Raw genomic sequence first — 13,819 nt, forward strand, 5'->3', positions numbered from 1 at the left:
TCTAGCCATTCTACTTAAATTAACAATTAATGTGAATGAACTTATAAACTGGAAGATGGAAAATAGTTAGACTAAGGAAAATTTATATGGTTTTCACTTAACAATTAGCTACTAATAGCTATTTATTAGCATGCTGACTAAAAATAGCATGGTTAACTTTAAGTATTTAGGTTCAATAGGTTTTATCTATTTCTCAAATATTAAGCTCGCTAGTTGCTTATACAATCTACCTAACCTATAGTTATCATGCTTTTTCTATGATTATCTTATATACTAATAAGCAACTTTGGTTTGATTGATTTATATACATGATTTTATCTACTTTAAATGCTATTTCTCCTATTGATGGTCGTTATCAAAAAAAAACAAGTGCATTAAGCCCTTACTTTAGTGAATTTGCACTTATCTATTATCGTTTATTGGTTGAGGTGGAATGGCTAAAATCACTCGCAGCCAATCCTGATATTAAAGAAGTGCCCAACCTTGATGCAGGCTCTAAGGCTTTCTTAACAGATATAATTAGCCAATTCAATGAGTCTGAAGCTGAAAAAGTTAAATTCTTTGAAAAACAAACGAATCATGATGTCAAAGCAATTGAATATTATCTAAAAGATAAATTGAGTGAACGTGAAAACTTAGCGAAATTTTCGCCGTTTATTCATTTTGCTTGCACTTCAGAAGATGTTAATAATCTGGCTTACGCTTTAATGATAAAAGAGTCCCTTGCTCAGGTTATTCAGCCAACTTTGGCAGAGATCATTGGCGGCATTACCATGTTAGGTAAACAACATGGTGATGCGGCTATGCTTGGTCGTACCCATGGGCAGCCAGCAACGCCAACAACCGTTGGCAAAGAATTAGTTAATTTTGTTGCAAGACTTAAACGTCCACAACAGCAATTAGCAGAAGTGCTTATTCCTGCTAAATGTAATGGTGCTGTAGGTAATTACAATGCCCATATTATTGCTTATCCTGAAGTTGATTGGCGTAAACATTGTGCAAATTTTGTAACTTCACTTGGCTTATCGTTTAGCGCTTATACCACGCAAATTGAGCCCCATGATGGTATCGCCGAAGTTTGTCATATTATGATGCGTATTAATAATATATTGCTTGATTATACTAAAGATATTTGGATGTATATTTCTTTAAATTACTTTACTCAAAAAGCGGTAGCGAGTGAAGTTGGCTCTTCAACCATGCCACATAAAATTAACCCCATTGATTTCGAAAATGCTGAAGGTAATTTAGGATTAGCAAATGCATTATTTTGTCATTTTGCTACTAAACTAACCCAATCGCGCATGCAACGTGATTTATCAGATTCAACCGTCTTACGTAATTTAGGTTCAGCTTTCGCTTATACTTTAATTGCTTATCAAGCTATTGCTAAAGGTAATGATAAATTACAAATTAACCGTCGTGCTTTACAAGACGATTTAAATGCGAATTGGGAAGTATTGGCAGAAGCTATTCAAACTGTTATGCGTCGTTACCGAATTCCTAATGCTTATGAGCAATTAAAAGCGTTAACTAGAGGACAAGGTGGTATTGATAAAAATACTTTAAACGAGTTTATTGACTCGCTAGATATTCCTAAACCAGCTAAAGAACAATTGCTCAATTTAACACCTGAAAAATATACGGGGCTCGCTGCTCAACTTGTAAAGGCGTTCACATGAGTTATAGTTCCCAACAAGGTGTCACCCACGAGTTTGATGTTTTAGTTTTAGGTTCGGGTTTAGCTGGATTGCACTATTGCTTGCAATTATTAAAATTACAACCGGCTTTACATATTGCCTTAATTAGTAAATCTTCTTTAAATGAATGTAATAGCAAATATGCTCAAGGCGGAATTGCTGCTGCTGTATCGGGTGAAGACTCTATTGAAGCACATATCCAAGATACATTAAAAGCAGGCGATGGATTATGCTATACGCCTGCAGTTGAATTCATTATTCATCAAGGGCCATGTGCTATCAAAGAACTCTTAGACTACCCTATTCAATTCATTAAACAAGCTGGCGAATATGTTTTAGCACAGGAAGGCGGACATTCGCATAGACGTATTTTTAATAGTGGTGATCAAACAGGTTTAATTGTTACACAGACTTTACTTAAGGCAATTGAGCGTCATCCGCAAATTCAGTGCTTTGAAGATCATGTTGCAGTCAATCTGATTACGCATTACGAGCCTCACTCTATTGAAAATCAAGGCGAAGTTTTAGGCGCTTATATCTTAGATTGTGAGAAAAATGTCATTCATACATTCCTTGCTCGTTGTGTTATTTTAGCTACAGGCGGAGCCGGTAAAACCTATCGATACACGACTAACCCTATGGTTTCTACAGGTGATGGTGTAGCAATGGCTTATCGAGCAGGCGCTAGAGTAGGTAACATGGAATTTTATCAATTCCATCCTACACTATTACATCATCATACTTTAAATAACTTTTTAATCTCAGAAGCAGTACGTGGCGAGGGGGCTTTCTTAAAAAATGCAGAAACAGGTGAGCGCTTTATGCACCGTTATGCGCCGGAGCAACTTGAATTAGCCACGCGGGATGTAGTGGCACGTGCCATCTTTAATGAAATTGAATTAAGTCAAAGTGGTTTTGTTTATTTAGATATAACGCATCAATCAAAAGAGTTCTTAAAAAAGCGTTTTCCCAATATTTATGCCACACTTTTAACAATTGGTATTGATATGAGCCAAGATATGATTCCTGTCGTGCCGGCTGCTCATTATCAATGCGGTGGTGTTTTAACTGATCTGCATGGCCGAACAGATTTAAAGCGACTCTATGCTATTGGAGAAGTTGCTTTTACGGGTCTTCACGGTGCAAATCGCCTAGCAAGCAATTCCCTGCTTGAAGCAATTGTAATGGCAAGTAGTGCCGCTCATCACAGTTTAAATGATATTAATAGTCCCTTTAAAAACTTAGATAATATTGATAATTGGAATTCTCCCAGTGAAGTTAATAATCGTCGAGCGAGCCAAATTAATGCGCATTGGCGCGGTTTACGCGGTGAAATGACTTCCTATGCTGGTATTGTGCGTACTGAAGCAGGATTACAAGATTTACTACAATTAATTATGAAGCGCCAACAAATTATTGAGGAATATTACTGGAAACACTCTATTACACGAGACTTTATTGAACTACGTAATATTATTCTAAATGCGGAACTTATCGTTCGTGCGGCTCTTGCGCGCCGTGAATCTCGCGGTGGTCATTACCGTGAAGATTTTCCAGAAAAAAGCGCGCAAGCTAAAGAAAGTATTTCTAGGCTCAATTTGCCTCTTAATCCATTTATTTAAAGGTATTAACTTATGTTTAATAACCCTGAGATTTATCATCCTGAAAGAACATTAATGCATATCACCAATGATATGCAAATATGTCAAAGTGATTACCCGCTAGATTGGTATCAGCCTGAATTTGTTCCTTATGCTGAAGAATACCAAGCGCTTCCAGATCGCAAATTGACCACTGTGTTAGCCTGGATGACGCCTTACATGAAAAAGGCACAAGATCATTTTGGTGATAAGTTACTTCTATTAGCTCATTATTACATGGGTGGAGAGATAGTTCGTCTTATAGAACAATTTGGTGGTCAGATTGGTGATTCTTATCAATTAGCGCTAATGGCTGCAAATAATCCACAAAAATCGGTTATTATCGAATCAGCCGTGCACTTTATGGCTGAATCTATTAGTATTTTAGCCAATGAACACCAACAAGTTTATATAACAAATCCCAAATCAGGCTGTACCATGGAAATGCTTGCTAAAGATTTCATGGTTGAGCCTGCTTTTATGGACTTAAATGAGCGTTATGGTAAAGAAAATATACTACCAGTCTGTTATATGAATACATCTGGTCGTGTTAAAGCAATGACTGGTGCACAAGGCGGCGCGGTATGCACAAGCTCCAATGTGAAAAAAATATTTCGCTGGGCAAGAGAGCAAAATAAGAAAATTCTTTTTATTCCAGATCAGCATATGGGCGAAAATGTAGCCTATTGGTTAGGAATTAAAAATATGGCTTACTGGCCAGGAGGCACTGCAGGAGCTCAATACTCCTTGCTTAATCAAGACAAAGAAACCTTAGATCAATTTGATAAAGCAGAGCTTATCTTATTTGCAAGCCATTGTGCAGTCCATACTCACTATACACCAGCTATGTGTGATTACTGGCATAGTTTAGGTTATACGACAGTAGTACATCCTGAATGTCGTAATGATGTTATTCGGATTGCTCAGCATGCAGGCTCTACCGCATTTATCTGGGATTTTGTGGTCAATGATCGTGCTGGCACTAAGTACTATGCTATTGGCACTGAAAACCATATGGTTGAAAATGTAAAACAGTACTGTAAAAATTTAGGTATTAACGTTGTTAACTTAGCAGAAGCCCCCTTAAATGAAAATGAAAAAGGTTTAGGCTGTGGCTGCGCTACCATGTCACGTAATGATCCACCTCATTTAGTTGCTCTTATAGACTTACTGCGTCAAGGTAAAGCAATGCCTTACAATGAAGTGAAAGCAGGCGATATGGTTAATGAATTTACAGGGGCCCGTCATCGCTTAGATTTAAATGATCAGCAATGGGTTATTAAAAATGCTAAAAAAGCCCTACAGAAAATGATTGAAATTACAGAAAGTTGATAAATAAATTGCAATGAGTGCGGGTCACTACTTAATTAGGATACTTCAGAAATTTAATTTCCAAGATTTTACTTCTTTTTTGCATTCTTGAAGAGAAATGAAATTTCTCCATTGCGCTCTAAAATAGCTCTATCAACGCTACTGATATCATCGGTACTATGCTGGGTTCTTAGAGATTGTAGAATATCATTTTCAGTAAGACGGCAACAATGGAGGTTATCCCATTGATAATGACCATCCTTGATAATAATCATTTTCTCGCCTTTGATGTATTTGCCAATATAATGGCTTTTATAAGATAAAAATGCCAGCATGCGATGTATAAAGACAATAATTGCACAAACAATCATTGATGGTAGTAGAGGCAAATTGTTAACCACTGCTTCGCCTAAAATAGCGCCAAGAACAATAGAAACAATAAAATCGAAGGTAGAGTACTCACCAAATAATCGCACTGACGTTGCTCTAAACAAAAGTAATGAATAGAAAGTAATTACTATACCCCGTATATAAAGCCCATAATCAAGGATCTTACTAAATCCAAAAAGTTCATCCACTTACAACCACCCTTTGTGCTTAAAATATTTATAAGGAATCCAAGCAGAAATAAGCATCATTAAAATAGCTAATTCATAGCCCCATTTAAAAGATAATTCAGGCATAAATTGAAAATTCATGCCATAAATACTAGCAATTAAGGTTGGCGGTAAGAAAATAACAGCTGCAACAGAAAAGATTTTAATAATGGCGCTTTGTTCAATGCTAATCATACCTAAAGTAGCGTCAAGTAAAAAGTTAATTTTATTGGAAATAAAATTAGCATAATCACTTAAAGAACCTAAGTCTTTCATGAGATTAACTAATCGTATCTTGCTTTCTTTATCTATCTGATTATCTGTTGATTGTCTGAAAAAAACGATTAGTCGATTAAAGTTGATTAAGCTTTCTCTTACTTTTGCCGTTAAATTACTCTTGTTTCCAATATTTTGCATGACTTGTTGATAATCGGGTTTAGGTTTGGCCCCCTTATTATAATCTTGCTGAAAAATATAGTTTGAATACTCATCTAAATGTTGACCTACATACTCTAATACATCTGCAAGCCTATCAACCGTTGCTTCTAAAAGAGTAATTAAGATATCTGAGGAGCGATATTTCTTATTCGTTTTTGCAAGACTATTGCTTAGCATTTTAAACGATTGGGGTTCAATATAACGAATAGTAATTAATTGCTTAGGAGTTAAAGCAAAAGTAACGGAGTCGTATTTAGGATTTAAAGAAGCCGATTGAGCAATCATAAGAGCTGTCATAAATAATACATCATTTTCCATATAAAGACGACTAGTTAGCTCAATTTCTCGCATTTCTTCCTGGGTTGGTATTCCTATTGCCAATGCTTTTTCTACCCAAGCTTCTTCTTCTTTAGTTGGATCAATTAAATCAATCCATACAGCCTCATTTAATAGCGATAAGCTTTGGACGTTAATGATTTCTTGCTTAAAATGATTATCACATAAATAGGAAACTATCATATATTAACCTCAATACAGGTCTTTAAAATGAAAATATAATTTTATAAAAGACCTATACTATGACAGTATTGATATGGGAATTACAATAAGGAGAATATTATGTTAAGACATTATTTGCTAACCGAGTTACAAAAGGGGGTTCAGGCTATACAACTGGAAAATCCCAATCCCTACGAGCCAGCCCCTGCTGACATACCAGAACCGGAGCCCAATAACTCACCAGAGCCAGAGCCAATTAAAACGCCTGAACCTTGGTCAGATTAAATTTGTTTTATTTATAATAAAATTTTAATAGAGCAAAGAAACTACATGGAAATTTCGCTATATTCTACCGAAGAATGTGAACGAATTGCAAAAGCAGCTTCGCTGCGCTACGTTAGAGATACTTCGCCAGGCATTACGCGGAAAAAAGTTGGTAAAAACTTTGTCTATTATTATCCAACAGGTGAGCAAGTTACCGACCCTCAAGAATTAAAACGCATTAAGTCACTCGCCATTCCCCCAGCTTATAAAGACGTCTGGATTTGTCCCTATGCCAATGGACATATTCAGGCAACAGGGCGGGATGCTAAGAATAAAAAGCAGTATCGTTACCATAAATTATGGCAGCAAGAACGCCAACAAAATAAATTCCATATGATGATTGAGTTTGGCCGTGCTCTTCCTTTAATCCGCAAGCACATTAATCAAGAGCTAGAGAAAACCATCAAACTAACCAAAGAACAAGTTATTTGCGCAATTATCTATTTACTCGATAGCTTTTTTATACGTATTGGCAATGCTATTTATGCTAAACAAAACAAATCCTATGGCCTTACGACACTGCGTAAAAAACATTTAACCTTGGAATACAATAAAGCTGTTTTAGAATTCATAGGTAAAAATGCCAAACCTTGGCATATTATATTGCGAGATAAAAAAATTATTCGAGTGTTAAAGAAATGTGAAGCCATCCCAGGTTATGAATTATTTAAATATTATGATGAAGATAACCAATTAAATGTGATTAGCTCACAAGATATTAATGCCTATCTACAAACACTTACAGGCCAAGGCTTTACAGCAAAAGATTTTCGGACCTGGGCTGCGTGCCGAGAAACTTTAAAGCGTCTAATTTGTATAGATTGTTCAGAACCATCTTTACTAAAAGGCGTTATTGAAGAAGTTGCCGAACTTTTAGGTCACACCCCAGCAATTTGCCAAAAAAGTTATGTCTATTCGGAAATCATTGAATGGTGGAAAGAAAACCGCTTTTCTACATGGCTTAAAAAGCAAAATAAAAAAATTCAAACGCTTAATGAAGATGAACTGCTTTTGTATTGGCTAGAACAAACCTGTCATAGATAGCCTTGCCCACTCAGCTTTAGCAAGCTAATAAAAGGCATTTACTTTAGCTTTATCTTTTCAAAGCTAAGCTTAACAGAATGTTAAGCTTTTTTTAATTTAACTAAGTAAAATTACTTTAGGTACAGACTAAATTGGAAACTCATGTCATAATTACAATAAAGGCTTGAGTTTTATTGTTAAGGAATAGTATGGAAAAGGTTAAAATTAACTTCACTGAAAATGAAGTTACAGTTATTACTTCCTTTGTTGGTCTCGCTACTAAGATTCTTAATGTCGATACTATTATTAATCAAGGCTTAACAGTCACAGAATGGAACTTTTTAGCTAAATTGATGGAAGTAGATGTTTTATTAATTCCGGATAAACGTGGAAATATTACTCCTATTTCACCTTCATCAGTAATTAAGAAGATTGAGAAAGCAGTAAAGCAAAAATAATTAAATTATTTTTGTTTTACTGTAAGATAATTTGCTTGAAATTAATCAGATTTTTTACGTCCCGATCCAGACTTCTTACCACCACCACTGCGGTCATTTACAGTAGCCCAGGCCCGTTTCTCAGCCTCTTTTTTAGACACACCTCTCTTCTCATATCCTTCTTCTATATGCTCAGCTTGGCGTTTTTGCTTATCTGTGTACTTTGATTTATCTCCTCTACTCATATAAGCCTCCTCTAATTAATTTGATTTTTAGCAAAACATCAAATACATAAGATACCAAATCTAATCATGCATTTTATTAAATTCATTCCATTCAAAATCAATATAATCTTCAAGCATTTTCTTAATTTCCTCTTGTACACCAGCTAAAGTACTATATTCGGTATGAAATTTTTGTGGTGGATGATTATTTTTATCTAAAAGACATTGGACATACCCATCTGCCTTATATAATTTATTGTTGCTTTCATCAGTATCGATATTATAAACAACTTTAAATCCTTTATAGATATATTCAGGCATCTTATATCCTTTCACTAAATCAAAAGCCGCAAAGCCTTAAGCTTTGCGGTGAATTACTTTTATTTAATCATCTCGTTTACAACTCATACCCCATACCGCCCCAAAACAGCAAGCGAGTGCACCGAGAAAAAATAAAACAAAGACAATAAAAGCACTGGCAGCCAAACTCTCAGGAGAAGCTGTAACAGTAGTTGTTCGATTATTAGTCCCGGCCTGAGTAGTTGTTGGTGTTAAAGTGTTTGCCGCAGTAGCCATCGTATCGTTTCTAGCTGATACACCTGTACGAGCCATATTATTAGTATAGCTCGCTGCATAATTTCCAACATGAGCTGTAACTATGGCACTTAACAAGAGAGCGAGAGTCCAGGTAGTAAAGCCATAAATAACCCCAATATTTTTCTTAGGGCAATAATATCTTCCTAGATAACCCGCGGTATAACCTGCTGCCACCATAGATGCAATGATACCAATTAATATTCCAATTAAGCCACCAATCGCCACTGCGGTAGCACCTGTATCATTGTTTACACTAAAGGCTGTTAAACCAATAGCGAGTCCAAAGAGATTTAAAAGAAAACCTAAGCCTACACCTACAAGAGCACCAACAAAAACTGCACTCCAAGAAATACGCCTCAACGATGGATAGCTTTCCATCACCGGCTCATCCACATGACCTGGTACAGGATCTACAACCGTATGTTCTTTCATCATAATACTTTCCTTAGCCTTATCTTAATTATAACGATTAAAAAATATGTGATACTAACCAAATTAAAACTAATATACTTAATGGCACGCCTAACAGCCAAGCAAGTAAGTATTTAAGCATAATTATCTCCCTGTTATTTAAAACTTTTAAATACCTAGATAAAGTTTCCTCATACTACCTAAAGCTGTAGAAAACCCTACTCTAGTCATTTGCCGTAACCAATGCTTTAGATTCATTCTCTTAGCACTTTCCCAACCTGCAATAAATGCAGGCACAAGCAAAGAAACCACTGCTAATTTATGTTTATTAGCAAATTGCTCAAAATACCGCTTATGTTGCGCTAACTGAACTTGGTTGTTCCGAATTTTTAAGCTCGTGCTGGTTATCAACGCTAGCAGTTCTTTCTTGGAGCTCATGAGCATCCCTCACTTTATGACTTGCAAAGCAAGCACGTGTTTTTTCAAAACTCATTTGACGTACATTGGTAATTAAACGCTTAACAACAATACCTAAAATAACAGCATTAAGCAGCATTACTGCTACTATACCTAACCAAATGTAACCACTTAACACTGCCACAATATAACCTACCAAAGTCATTGTAGAAAACCAGATGGTTAGCAATAAAATTGGTAATAGAGCCAGATTGATGAATAAGGGATAGATATTTAATCCCGCCAGCTTCGCTTCCAGCTTAAATAGAGACCAAAGATTCTTGGCAACCTCTATTTTGCTGGAAATAAGCCCTTCTAAATGTTCTAAGAATTTCATTATTTTCTAAGCAAGGCAGAAATAATGAAACCAATACCACCTGCAATTAATAATGAAGTAAGTGGTTTTTCTTTAACTGTCTTAACAAGTTCATCTGAATACTCTTTTAAATTTTCATGAGCTTCAGAAACCTTTTTCATACTCTCTTCATAGATTTCACTCGCTTTTTCTTTAGTTTGCTTGTAAATATCTTCAGCTTTCTCTTTACCTTGCTCATAAACTTGATTTACTCTGTCTTTACCCTCTTCATACATATTACTTGCTTTATCTTTACCTTCTTCATATATATTACTTGCAGAGTTTTTTGCATTTCTTAAATTGTCCTGCCCATTATTTTTATCATTAGCCATCATTTTATCCTCTTTATTTAAAGACCTTAAATTACTTAAGTAAATTACTAAATTCACTTAAGCACCTTTATCCGAACATTAAAACTACTAAAATCAGTACAAAACAATCTACTTACAGTTTAGACTTTATTCTGCAATATTATCGTCATTTTAATAATTATCTTGATGATTATTATTAGTTCCTGCATTATTGGTACTATTGGCATTTTGGTTTACTGTTAAGGATGATTTAACTGATTTCACACCACTTACTCTTTTGACTAAATTTTCAATATTAGTACGTTGCTCATTGGTATCAACATTACCAGCTAAATAAACCACCCCATTTTTAGTTTCAACACTTACTGGCCAATACTCTATATCCTTCTCGCCAAATAATTTCTCTTTCATTAAGGTACCTTTCACCTTGGCAGTAATAAAAGTATCTGCTAAAGGAGATTTACTATCTTTCACTAATAAGTGATCGGCATTTACATCATTTACACCCTGAACTGATTCTGCAAGTGAAATTGCTCGCTCATACTCCATATCAGTATCAACTTGACCACGTAGGATTACCTGCTGATTAGTTGCAGTAATATTAATATTTTTTCCCTTTAATAAGGGCGATTTTTGGTAGAGTGCTTTAACTTGATCTATTATAGCTGTGTCGTTTACTGCACTTTGTGTATTAACAGTTTGAGTGGTATTTGTTGTTGTAGTAGGCGTAGTCGCTGTAGTATCGCCTTGAGTTGGAGTCGTTGTAGGAATAGTCCCTGTATTACTTTGAGTCGAAGTAGTGGTATCAGTTTGAGATGCCGCAAAAACTCCTAGCGGATTAACTGCTGCTATAGCTAGTGCGCTACAGAGTAAGCTTTTCTTTAACATGAATCTCTCCTTTATTATTCTTTCTTAACTTTTAAAGAGGTTAATTAAAGTAACAACTCCATTTTAACGTCAATACTACGTCACAACATGTAACTCAAATTGTGTGACCACTTTAAGTTAGTTCATAATGCAAAACCTGTCAATATTTATAAGACATAAAATTAAATACACATGTATGATTATCTTAAAACTAATTTAAAATTTAATGTTTTGATTACCGATAGTAATCGTCAATTGAGGATGTAAAATGGGTATCAGCAAAATTAGGCCAATTATCCTTATCAAAACCAGGTGCGTTTTTAAGCCTTTCTTTATCAATGTTAATGATAAAGCAATCTTCTGCTGGATCATAAGTAAACAAATGCCATGGTAGAGCAAAGAATTTATTGCCAAAACCTAAAAAACCACCAAAATCGAGTACAACATAGTTAACTTTGCCAAAAACCTTATCGATTACTATGTCATTGACAGTACCCAGGCTCTCACGCGTTGCACTTTTGACATCGACTCCAGTAACTTCACTAGCCTTGACTACACTTCTATTACTCATAGTTAACACTCCTTGTTGTTAATACAGCCATAGATGATTAGCATAAAGCTAATTTTTACACACTAAGCTTAGTAAAATCTATAAATCCTTTTATTTAGAATCGTTATTTGTTGATTGTTCTATTGAATTATTTTGTTTATAAGCTATCCACTCATCATCATGAGTAAAGATATAACGGCAGGCATGCTCAATAAAAAAGTCCCGATAACGAATACCAGCCCATTCGCAGTAAGCAGTAATTTCGTTATAAACTGCTTCACTCATACGGATACGAAATTGGGTCTTTTTTTCAGTAGCAGGTTCCCGCGTAATAAGCATAGTCCTCTCCTTCCCAATTACTGCTTATGCAGGTTATATATAATACACCGACCTAACTTAAGACGTCCTTTATCTTATTTGATAGGTCGATATGGCTGAAAATATACATTTTTATGAAAATTTAGTTATTTAGTCAATAGTTTATAGCTTATTACTTTTGACAAATGACTTTTTAACATTAACAATAATTCTAATCCAGATATGTTGAATTTTTCAATATTATCAATTTATTAAAGAAAGATAGATTATGTTAACAGGATTAGCAATAATAGTATAACTTAATATTAATAAATAAAGGTTAAATTATTTTAGCAATGATTTAGAGCTTTTAAAACGAAGTCGTATTAGGAGAATTATCATGGATAAGGTTTCCACACGGAAAATTAGTGCTATTTTAAGCAGTGAGCATCGAGTAGAGCGAGTTTTTAATAAATTAACGCAAACAACGGTTGCCAGGCATGATATTACAATTCAAGGTAGTCCTAGCGCTATAGCCGATAAATTTGGTACTCAATATTTAGAACCCAACCGAGTACAAGAAAGCAAAGACGCGCCTAAACAAGAGCCGTATCTGGCTGATGATTTTGGCTGGCTTAAAGGATTTGCTTTTTCTATACCTATGTTTATAGGGCTTGTCATTGGTCTTTTGATTGGTGGTGATCTACGTGACGACATTACTGATAATTTAATATTTGGGTTTATAGGAGCATTAGTAGGTGGTGCAGTAGGTTATTTTATATCGCGATTAATTACCCTTCGTCGTACTAAGGCGAACCGCGAACAGGCAAATCAAGGCGGTTTTGTTATTTGGATTAGTATTACTAATGAAGATCAAATTAACGAAGTCATGGATATTCTCAAACAGTACGGTGCTACTAATATTAAAATCGAATAAGGCTAATATAGAATTAAAGTATCTAGAAGAGGAATTAACTGTAAATAAAGTTAATTCCTCTAAAATTTAAATGGGTAAGACTCTGAAGATTAAAAGTATAACTAAGATTAAAACTAACAATCCTATAATTCCTGATGGACCATAACCCCAACCACTACTATATGGCCAAGCAGGTAATACTGCTGCTAAGAGCAGAATTAGAATTAATAGAGCAATTAGACTCATGTCAACTCCTTGTATTATTACCCACGTAAATTATAGCAGTTATAAAAAAAAATTTATTATTTTTAAAATCTTGTCTATGCTTAACATGAGATTTCTTGTGAAGCTGTAAATTTTGATTTATTAGAAATCTTTATGACCTTTGAGATTATTTTAATACAAGGGTTAGATAAGAAATCTATAGGCGAGATCAAAATTAGAAATCGTTTTTTATAGTAAACAATTTATAGCAACAAGGAGAGAACAATGGATGTCACAGGAAGGACTACAGGCACTCAAAACTTTCAAAATATGGGCGCTGGATCAAATAGAGGCACTATGGGCGATACCAATCGTAGAAATAGCAATTTAAGTGAAGCTGCTAGTGACCTTTTAAAAGATAGTAAGAAAGTAGCCAATGGATTATATGAAGAAGGTCGTTATCGAGTAGCCGAAATGCAAGACTCAATCCGTGTCTATTCTGATGAATTAATTAAACAAGTTCACGCTCGGCCAATGACTACTTTACTCATAGCTGCTGGCGTAGGTTTTATTTTAGCCTCTTTTATACGTCGTTAAGATAAAAACTGGCTCTGTTTTAGTGTTAAATAAGCTAAAGCAGAGCCTTTTTAAATTCAAGAAAATA

Annotated in this window: 20 protein-coding genes; 8 read left to right on the forward strand and 12 right to left on the reverse strand. The window is 34.9% G+C overall.

Translation table 11 applies throughout. From position 1 onward, the window contains the following. Positions 1 to 308 precede the first annotated feature (308 nt). Genes purB through nadA form a run of 3 tightly spaced genes read left to right on the forward strand, consistent with a single transcriptional unit; the run spans position 309 to position 4,672 of the window. Positions 309 to 1,682 (forward strand): adenylosuccinate lyase, encoded by a 1,374-nt coding sequence (gene purB, locus ACQUW5_RS06685; RefSeq protein WP_444990445.1) that lies wholly within the window; start codon positions 309 to 311, stop codon positions 1,680 to 1,682. Continuing rightward, entirely contained in the window at positions 1,679 to 3,322 is a 1,644-nt protein-coding gene (gene nadB, locus ACQUW5_RS06690) for an L-aspartate oxidase (protein WP_444990446.1), read from the forward strand. Before purB ends, nadB begins: the two co-directional genes overlap by 4 nt. 12 nt (positions 3,323 to 3,334) lie before the next feature. Further along, the gene (gene nadA, locus ACQUW5_RS06695) at positions 3,335 to 4,672 is read left to right on the forward strand and encodes a quinolinate synthase NadA (RefSeq protein ID WP_444990447.1); all 1,338 of its coding nucleotides are present in this window, start codon (positions 3,335 to 3,337) and stop codon (positions 4,670 to 4,672) included. 68 nt (positions 4,673 to 4,740) lie between these two features. Here the strand turns inward: nadA and ACQUW5_RS06700 are convergent, their stop codons facing one another. Both ACQUW5_RS06700 and corA read right to left on the reverse strand, forming a co-directional pair. Then, entirely contained in the window at positions 4,741 to 5,229 is a 489-nt protein-coding gene (locus ACQUW5_RS06700; RefSeq protein WP_444990448.1) for a DUF421 domain-containing protein, read from the reverse strand. Next, on the reverse strand, positions 5,230 to 6,204 hold the full coding sequence (gene corA, locus ACQUW5_RS06705; protein WP_444990449.1) for a magnesium/cobalt transporter CorA: 975 nt from the start codon (positions 6,202 to 6,204) through the stop codon (positions 5,230 to 5,232). A 99-nt stretch (positions 6,205 to 6,303) separates the two neighbouring features. On the opposite strand from corA, the gene ACQUW5_RS06710 reads away from it, so the two are divergent. The 3 genes from ACQUW5_RS06710 to ACQUW5_RS06720 all read left to right on the forward strand — a co-directional run bounded on the left by ACQUW5_RS06710 (position 6,304) and on the right by ACQUW5_RS06720 (position 7,988). Next, the gene (locus ACQUW5_RS06710; protein ID WP_444990451.1) at positions 6,304 to 6,468 is read left to right on the forward strand and encodes a hypothetical protein; all 165 of its coding nucleotides are present in this window, start codon (positions 6,304 to 6,306) and stop codon (positions 6,466 to 6,468) included. Positions 6,469 to 6,513: 45 nt separating this feature from the next. Beyond that, positions 6,514 to 7,551, forward strand: a complete 1,038-nt coding sequence (locus ACQUW5_RS06715; protein WP_444990452.1) for a DNA topoisomerase IB — start codon at positions 6,514 to 6,516, stop codon at positions 7,549 to 7,551. A gap of 188 nt (positions 7,552 to 7,739) precedes the next feature. Next, the gene (locus tag ACQUW5_RS06720; protein ID WP_444990453.1) at positions 7,740 to 7,988 is read left to right on the forward strand and encodes a hypothetical protein; all 249 of its coding nucleotides are present in this window, start codon (positions 7,740 to 7,742) and stop codon (positions 7,986 to 7,988) included. Between the two features lie 41 nt (positions 7,989 to 8,029). Here ACQUW5_RS06720 and ACQUW5_RS06725 read toward each other — a convergent pair whose 3' ends face one another. The 9 genes from ACQUW5_RS06725 to ACQUW5_RS06765 form a co-directional block, all read right to left on the reverse strand. Further along, positions 8,030 to 8,212, reverse strand: coding sequence for a hypothetical protein (locus ACQUW5_RS06725; protein ID WP_444990454.1), 183 nt, complete (start codon positions 8,210 to 8,212; stop codon positions 8,030 to 8,032). Between the two features lie 60 nt (positions 8,213 to 8,272). Beyond that, positions 8,273 to 8,512, reverse strand: a complete 240-nt coding sequence (locus ACQUW5_RS06730) for a hypothetical protein (RefSeq protein ID WP_444990455.1) — start codon at positions 8,510 to 8,512, stop codon at positions 8,273 to 8,275. 63 nt (positions 8,513 to 8,575) lie between these two features. Continuing rightward, a complete protein-coding gene (locus tag ACQUW5_RS06735; protein ID WP_444990456.1) occupies positions 8,576 to 9,223 on the reverse strand; it encodes a hypothetical protein in 648 nt (215 codons plus the stop codon). A 144-nt stretch (positions 9,224 to 9,367) separates the two neighbouring features. Then, complete coding sequence (locus ACQUW5_RS06740) at positions 9,368 to 9,637, reverse strand: hypothetical protein (RefSeq protein WP_444990457.1); 270 nt, start codon at positions 9,635 to 9,637, stop codon at positions 9,368 to 9,370. Next, positions 9,552 to 9,992, reverse strand: coding sequence for a hypothetical protein (locus ACQUW5_RS06745; protein ID WP_444990458.1), 441 nt, complete (start codon positions 9,990 to 9,992; stop codon positions 9,552 to 9,554). The genes ACQUW5_RS06740 and ACQUW5_RS06745 overlap by 86 nt, the downstream gene beginning before the upstream one ends. Beyond that, entirely contained in the window at positions 9,992 to 10,399 is a 408-nt protein-coding gene (locus ACQUW5_RS06750; RefSeq protein WP_444990460.1) for an ElaB/YgaM/YqjD family protein, read from the reverse strand. The genes ACQUW5_RS06745 and ACQUW5_RS06750 overlap by 1 nt, the downstream gene beginning before the upstream one ends. A gap of 93 nt (positions 10,400 to 10,492) precedes the next feature. Then, complete coding sequence (locus tag ACQUW5_RS06755) at positions 10,493 to 11,209, reverse strand: BON domain-containing protein (protein ID WP_444990461.1); 717 nt, start codon at positions 11,207 to 11,209, stop codon at positions 10,493 to 10,495. 214 nt (positions 11,210 to 11,423) lie between these two features. Then, entirely contained in the window at positions 11,424 to 11,759 is a 336-nt protein-coding gene (locus tag ACQUW5_RS06760; protein WP_444990462.1) for a PRC-barrel domain-containing protein, read from the reverse strand. A 90-nt stretch (positions 11,760 to 11,849) separates the two neighbouring features. Next, on the reverse strand, positions 11,850 to 12,077 hold the full coding sequence (locus tag ACQUW5_RS06765) for a hypothetical protein (protein ID WP_444990463.1): 228 nt from the start codon (positions 12,075 to 12,077) through the stop codon (positions 11,850 to 11,852). Positions 12,078 to 12,435: 358 nt separating this feature from the next. Between ACQUW5_RS06765 and ACQUW5_RS06770 the strand changes: the two genes are divergently transcribed. Further along, positions 12,436 to 12,972 (forward strand): hypothetical protein, encoded by a 537-nt coding sequence (locus ACQUW5_RS06770; protein ID WP_444990464.1) that lies wholly within the window; start codon positions 12,436 to 12,438, stop codon positions 12,970 to 12,972. A gap of 66 nt (positions 12,973 to 13,038) precedes the next feature. Here the strand turns inward: ACQUW5_RS06770 and ACQUW5_RS06775 are convergent, their stop codons facing one another. Continuing rightward, a complete protein-coding gene (locus ACQUW5_RS06775; RefSeq protein ID WP_444990465.1) occupies positions 13,039 to 13,197 on the reverse strand; it encodes a DUF3309 family protein in 159 nt (52 codons plus the stop codon). Positions 13,198 to 13,440: 243 nt separating this feature from the next. Here ACQUW5_RS06775 and ACQUW5_RS06780 point away from each other — a divergent pair, with 243 nt between their 5' ends. Continuing rightward, positions 13,441 to 13,752 carry a hypothetical protein gene (locus ACQUW5_RS06780; protein ID WP_444990466.1) on the forward strand — a complete coding sequence of 104 codons (312 nt, stop codon included), beginning with the start codon at positions 13,441 to 13,443 and terminating at the stop codon, positions 13,750 to 13,752. The last annotated feature ends 67 nt before the right edge of the window (positions 13,753 to 13,819 follow it).

It is taken from the genome of Legionella pelazae (assembly GCF_052527395.1).

Coding starts and splice junctions, on each gene's coding strand:
- ACQUW5_RS06740 (WP_444990457.1), bottom strand. CDS start 9,637: ATGAGCTCCAAGAAAGAACTGCTAGCGTTGATAACCAGCACGAGCTTA.
- corA (WP_444990449.1), bottom strand. CDS start 6,204: ATGATAGTTTCCTATTTATGTGATAATCATTTTAAGCAAGAAATCATT.
- ACQUW5_RS06735 (WP_444990456.1), bottom strand. CDS start 9,223: ATGATGAAAGAACATACGGTTGTAGATCCTGTACCAGGTCATGTGGAT.
- ACQUW5_RS06770 (WP_444990464.1), top strand. CDS start 12,436: ATGGATAAGGTTTCCACACGGAAAATTAGTGCTATTTTAAGCAGTGAG.
- nadA (WP_444990447.1), top strand. CDS start 3,335: ATGTTTAATAACCCTGAGATTTATCATCCTGAAAGAACATTAATGCAT.
- ACQUW5_RS06780 (WP_444990466.1), top strand. CDS start 13,441: ATGGATGTCACAGGAAGGACTACAGGCACTCAAAACTTTCAAAATATG.
- nadB (WP_444990446.1), top strand. CDS start 1,679: ATGAGTTATAGTTCCCAACAAGGTGTCACCCACGAGTTTGATGTTTTA.
- ACQUW5_RS06765 (WP_444990463.1), bottom strand. CDS start 12,077: ATGCTTATTACGCGGGAACCTGCTACTGAAAAAAAGACCCAATTTCGT.
- ACQUW5_RS06720 (WP_444990453.1), top strand. CDS start 7,740: ATGGAAAAGGTTAAAATTAACTTCACTGAAAATGAAGTTACAGTTATT.
- purB (WP_444990445.1), top strand. CDS start 309: ATGATTTTATCTACTTTAAATGCTATTTCTCCTATTGATGGTCGTTAT.
- ACQUW5_RS06755 (WP_444990461.1), bottom strand. CDS start 11,209: ATGTTAAAGAAAAGCTTACTCTGTAGCGCACTAGCTATAGCAGCAGTT.
- ACQUW5_RS06775 (WP_444990465.1), bottom strand. CDS start 13,197: ATGAGTCTAATTGCTCTATTAATTCTAATTCTGCTCTTAGCAGCAGTA.
- ACQUW5_RS06745 (WP_444990458.1), bottom strand. CDS start 9,992: ATGAAATTCTTAGAACATTTAGAAGGGCTTATTTCCAGCAAAATAGAG.
- ACQUW5_RS06725 (WP_444990454.1), bottom strand. CDS start 8,212: ATGAGTAGAGGAGATAAATCAAAGTACACAGATAAGCAAAAACGCCAA.
- ACQUW5_RS06760 (WP_444990462.1), bottom strand. CDS start 11,759: ATGAGTAATAGAAGTGTAGTCAAGGCTAGTGAAGTTACTGGAGTCGAT.
- ACQUW5_RS06715 (WP_444990452.1), top strand. CDS start 6,514: ATGGAAATTTCGCTATATTCTACCGAAGAATGTGAACGAATTGCAAAA.
- ACQUW5_RS06730 (WP_444990455.1), bottom strand. CDS start 8,512: ATGCCTGAATATATCTATAAAGGATTTAAAGTTGTTTATAATATCGAT.
- ACQUW5_RS06710 (WP_444990451.1), top strand. CDS start 6,304: ATGTTAAGACATTATTTGCTAACCGAGTTACAAAAGGGGGTTCAGGCT.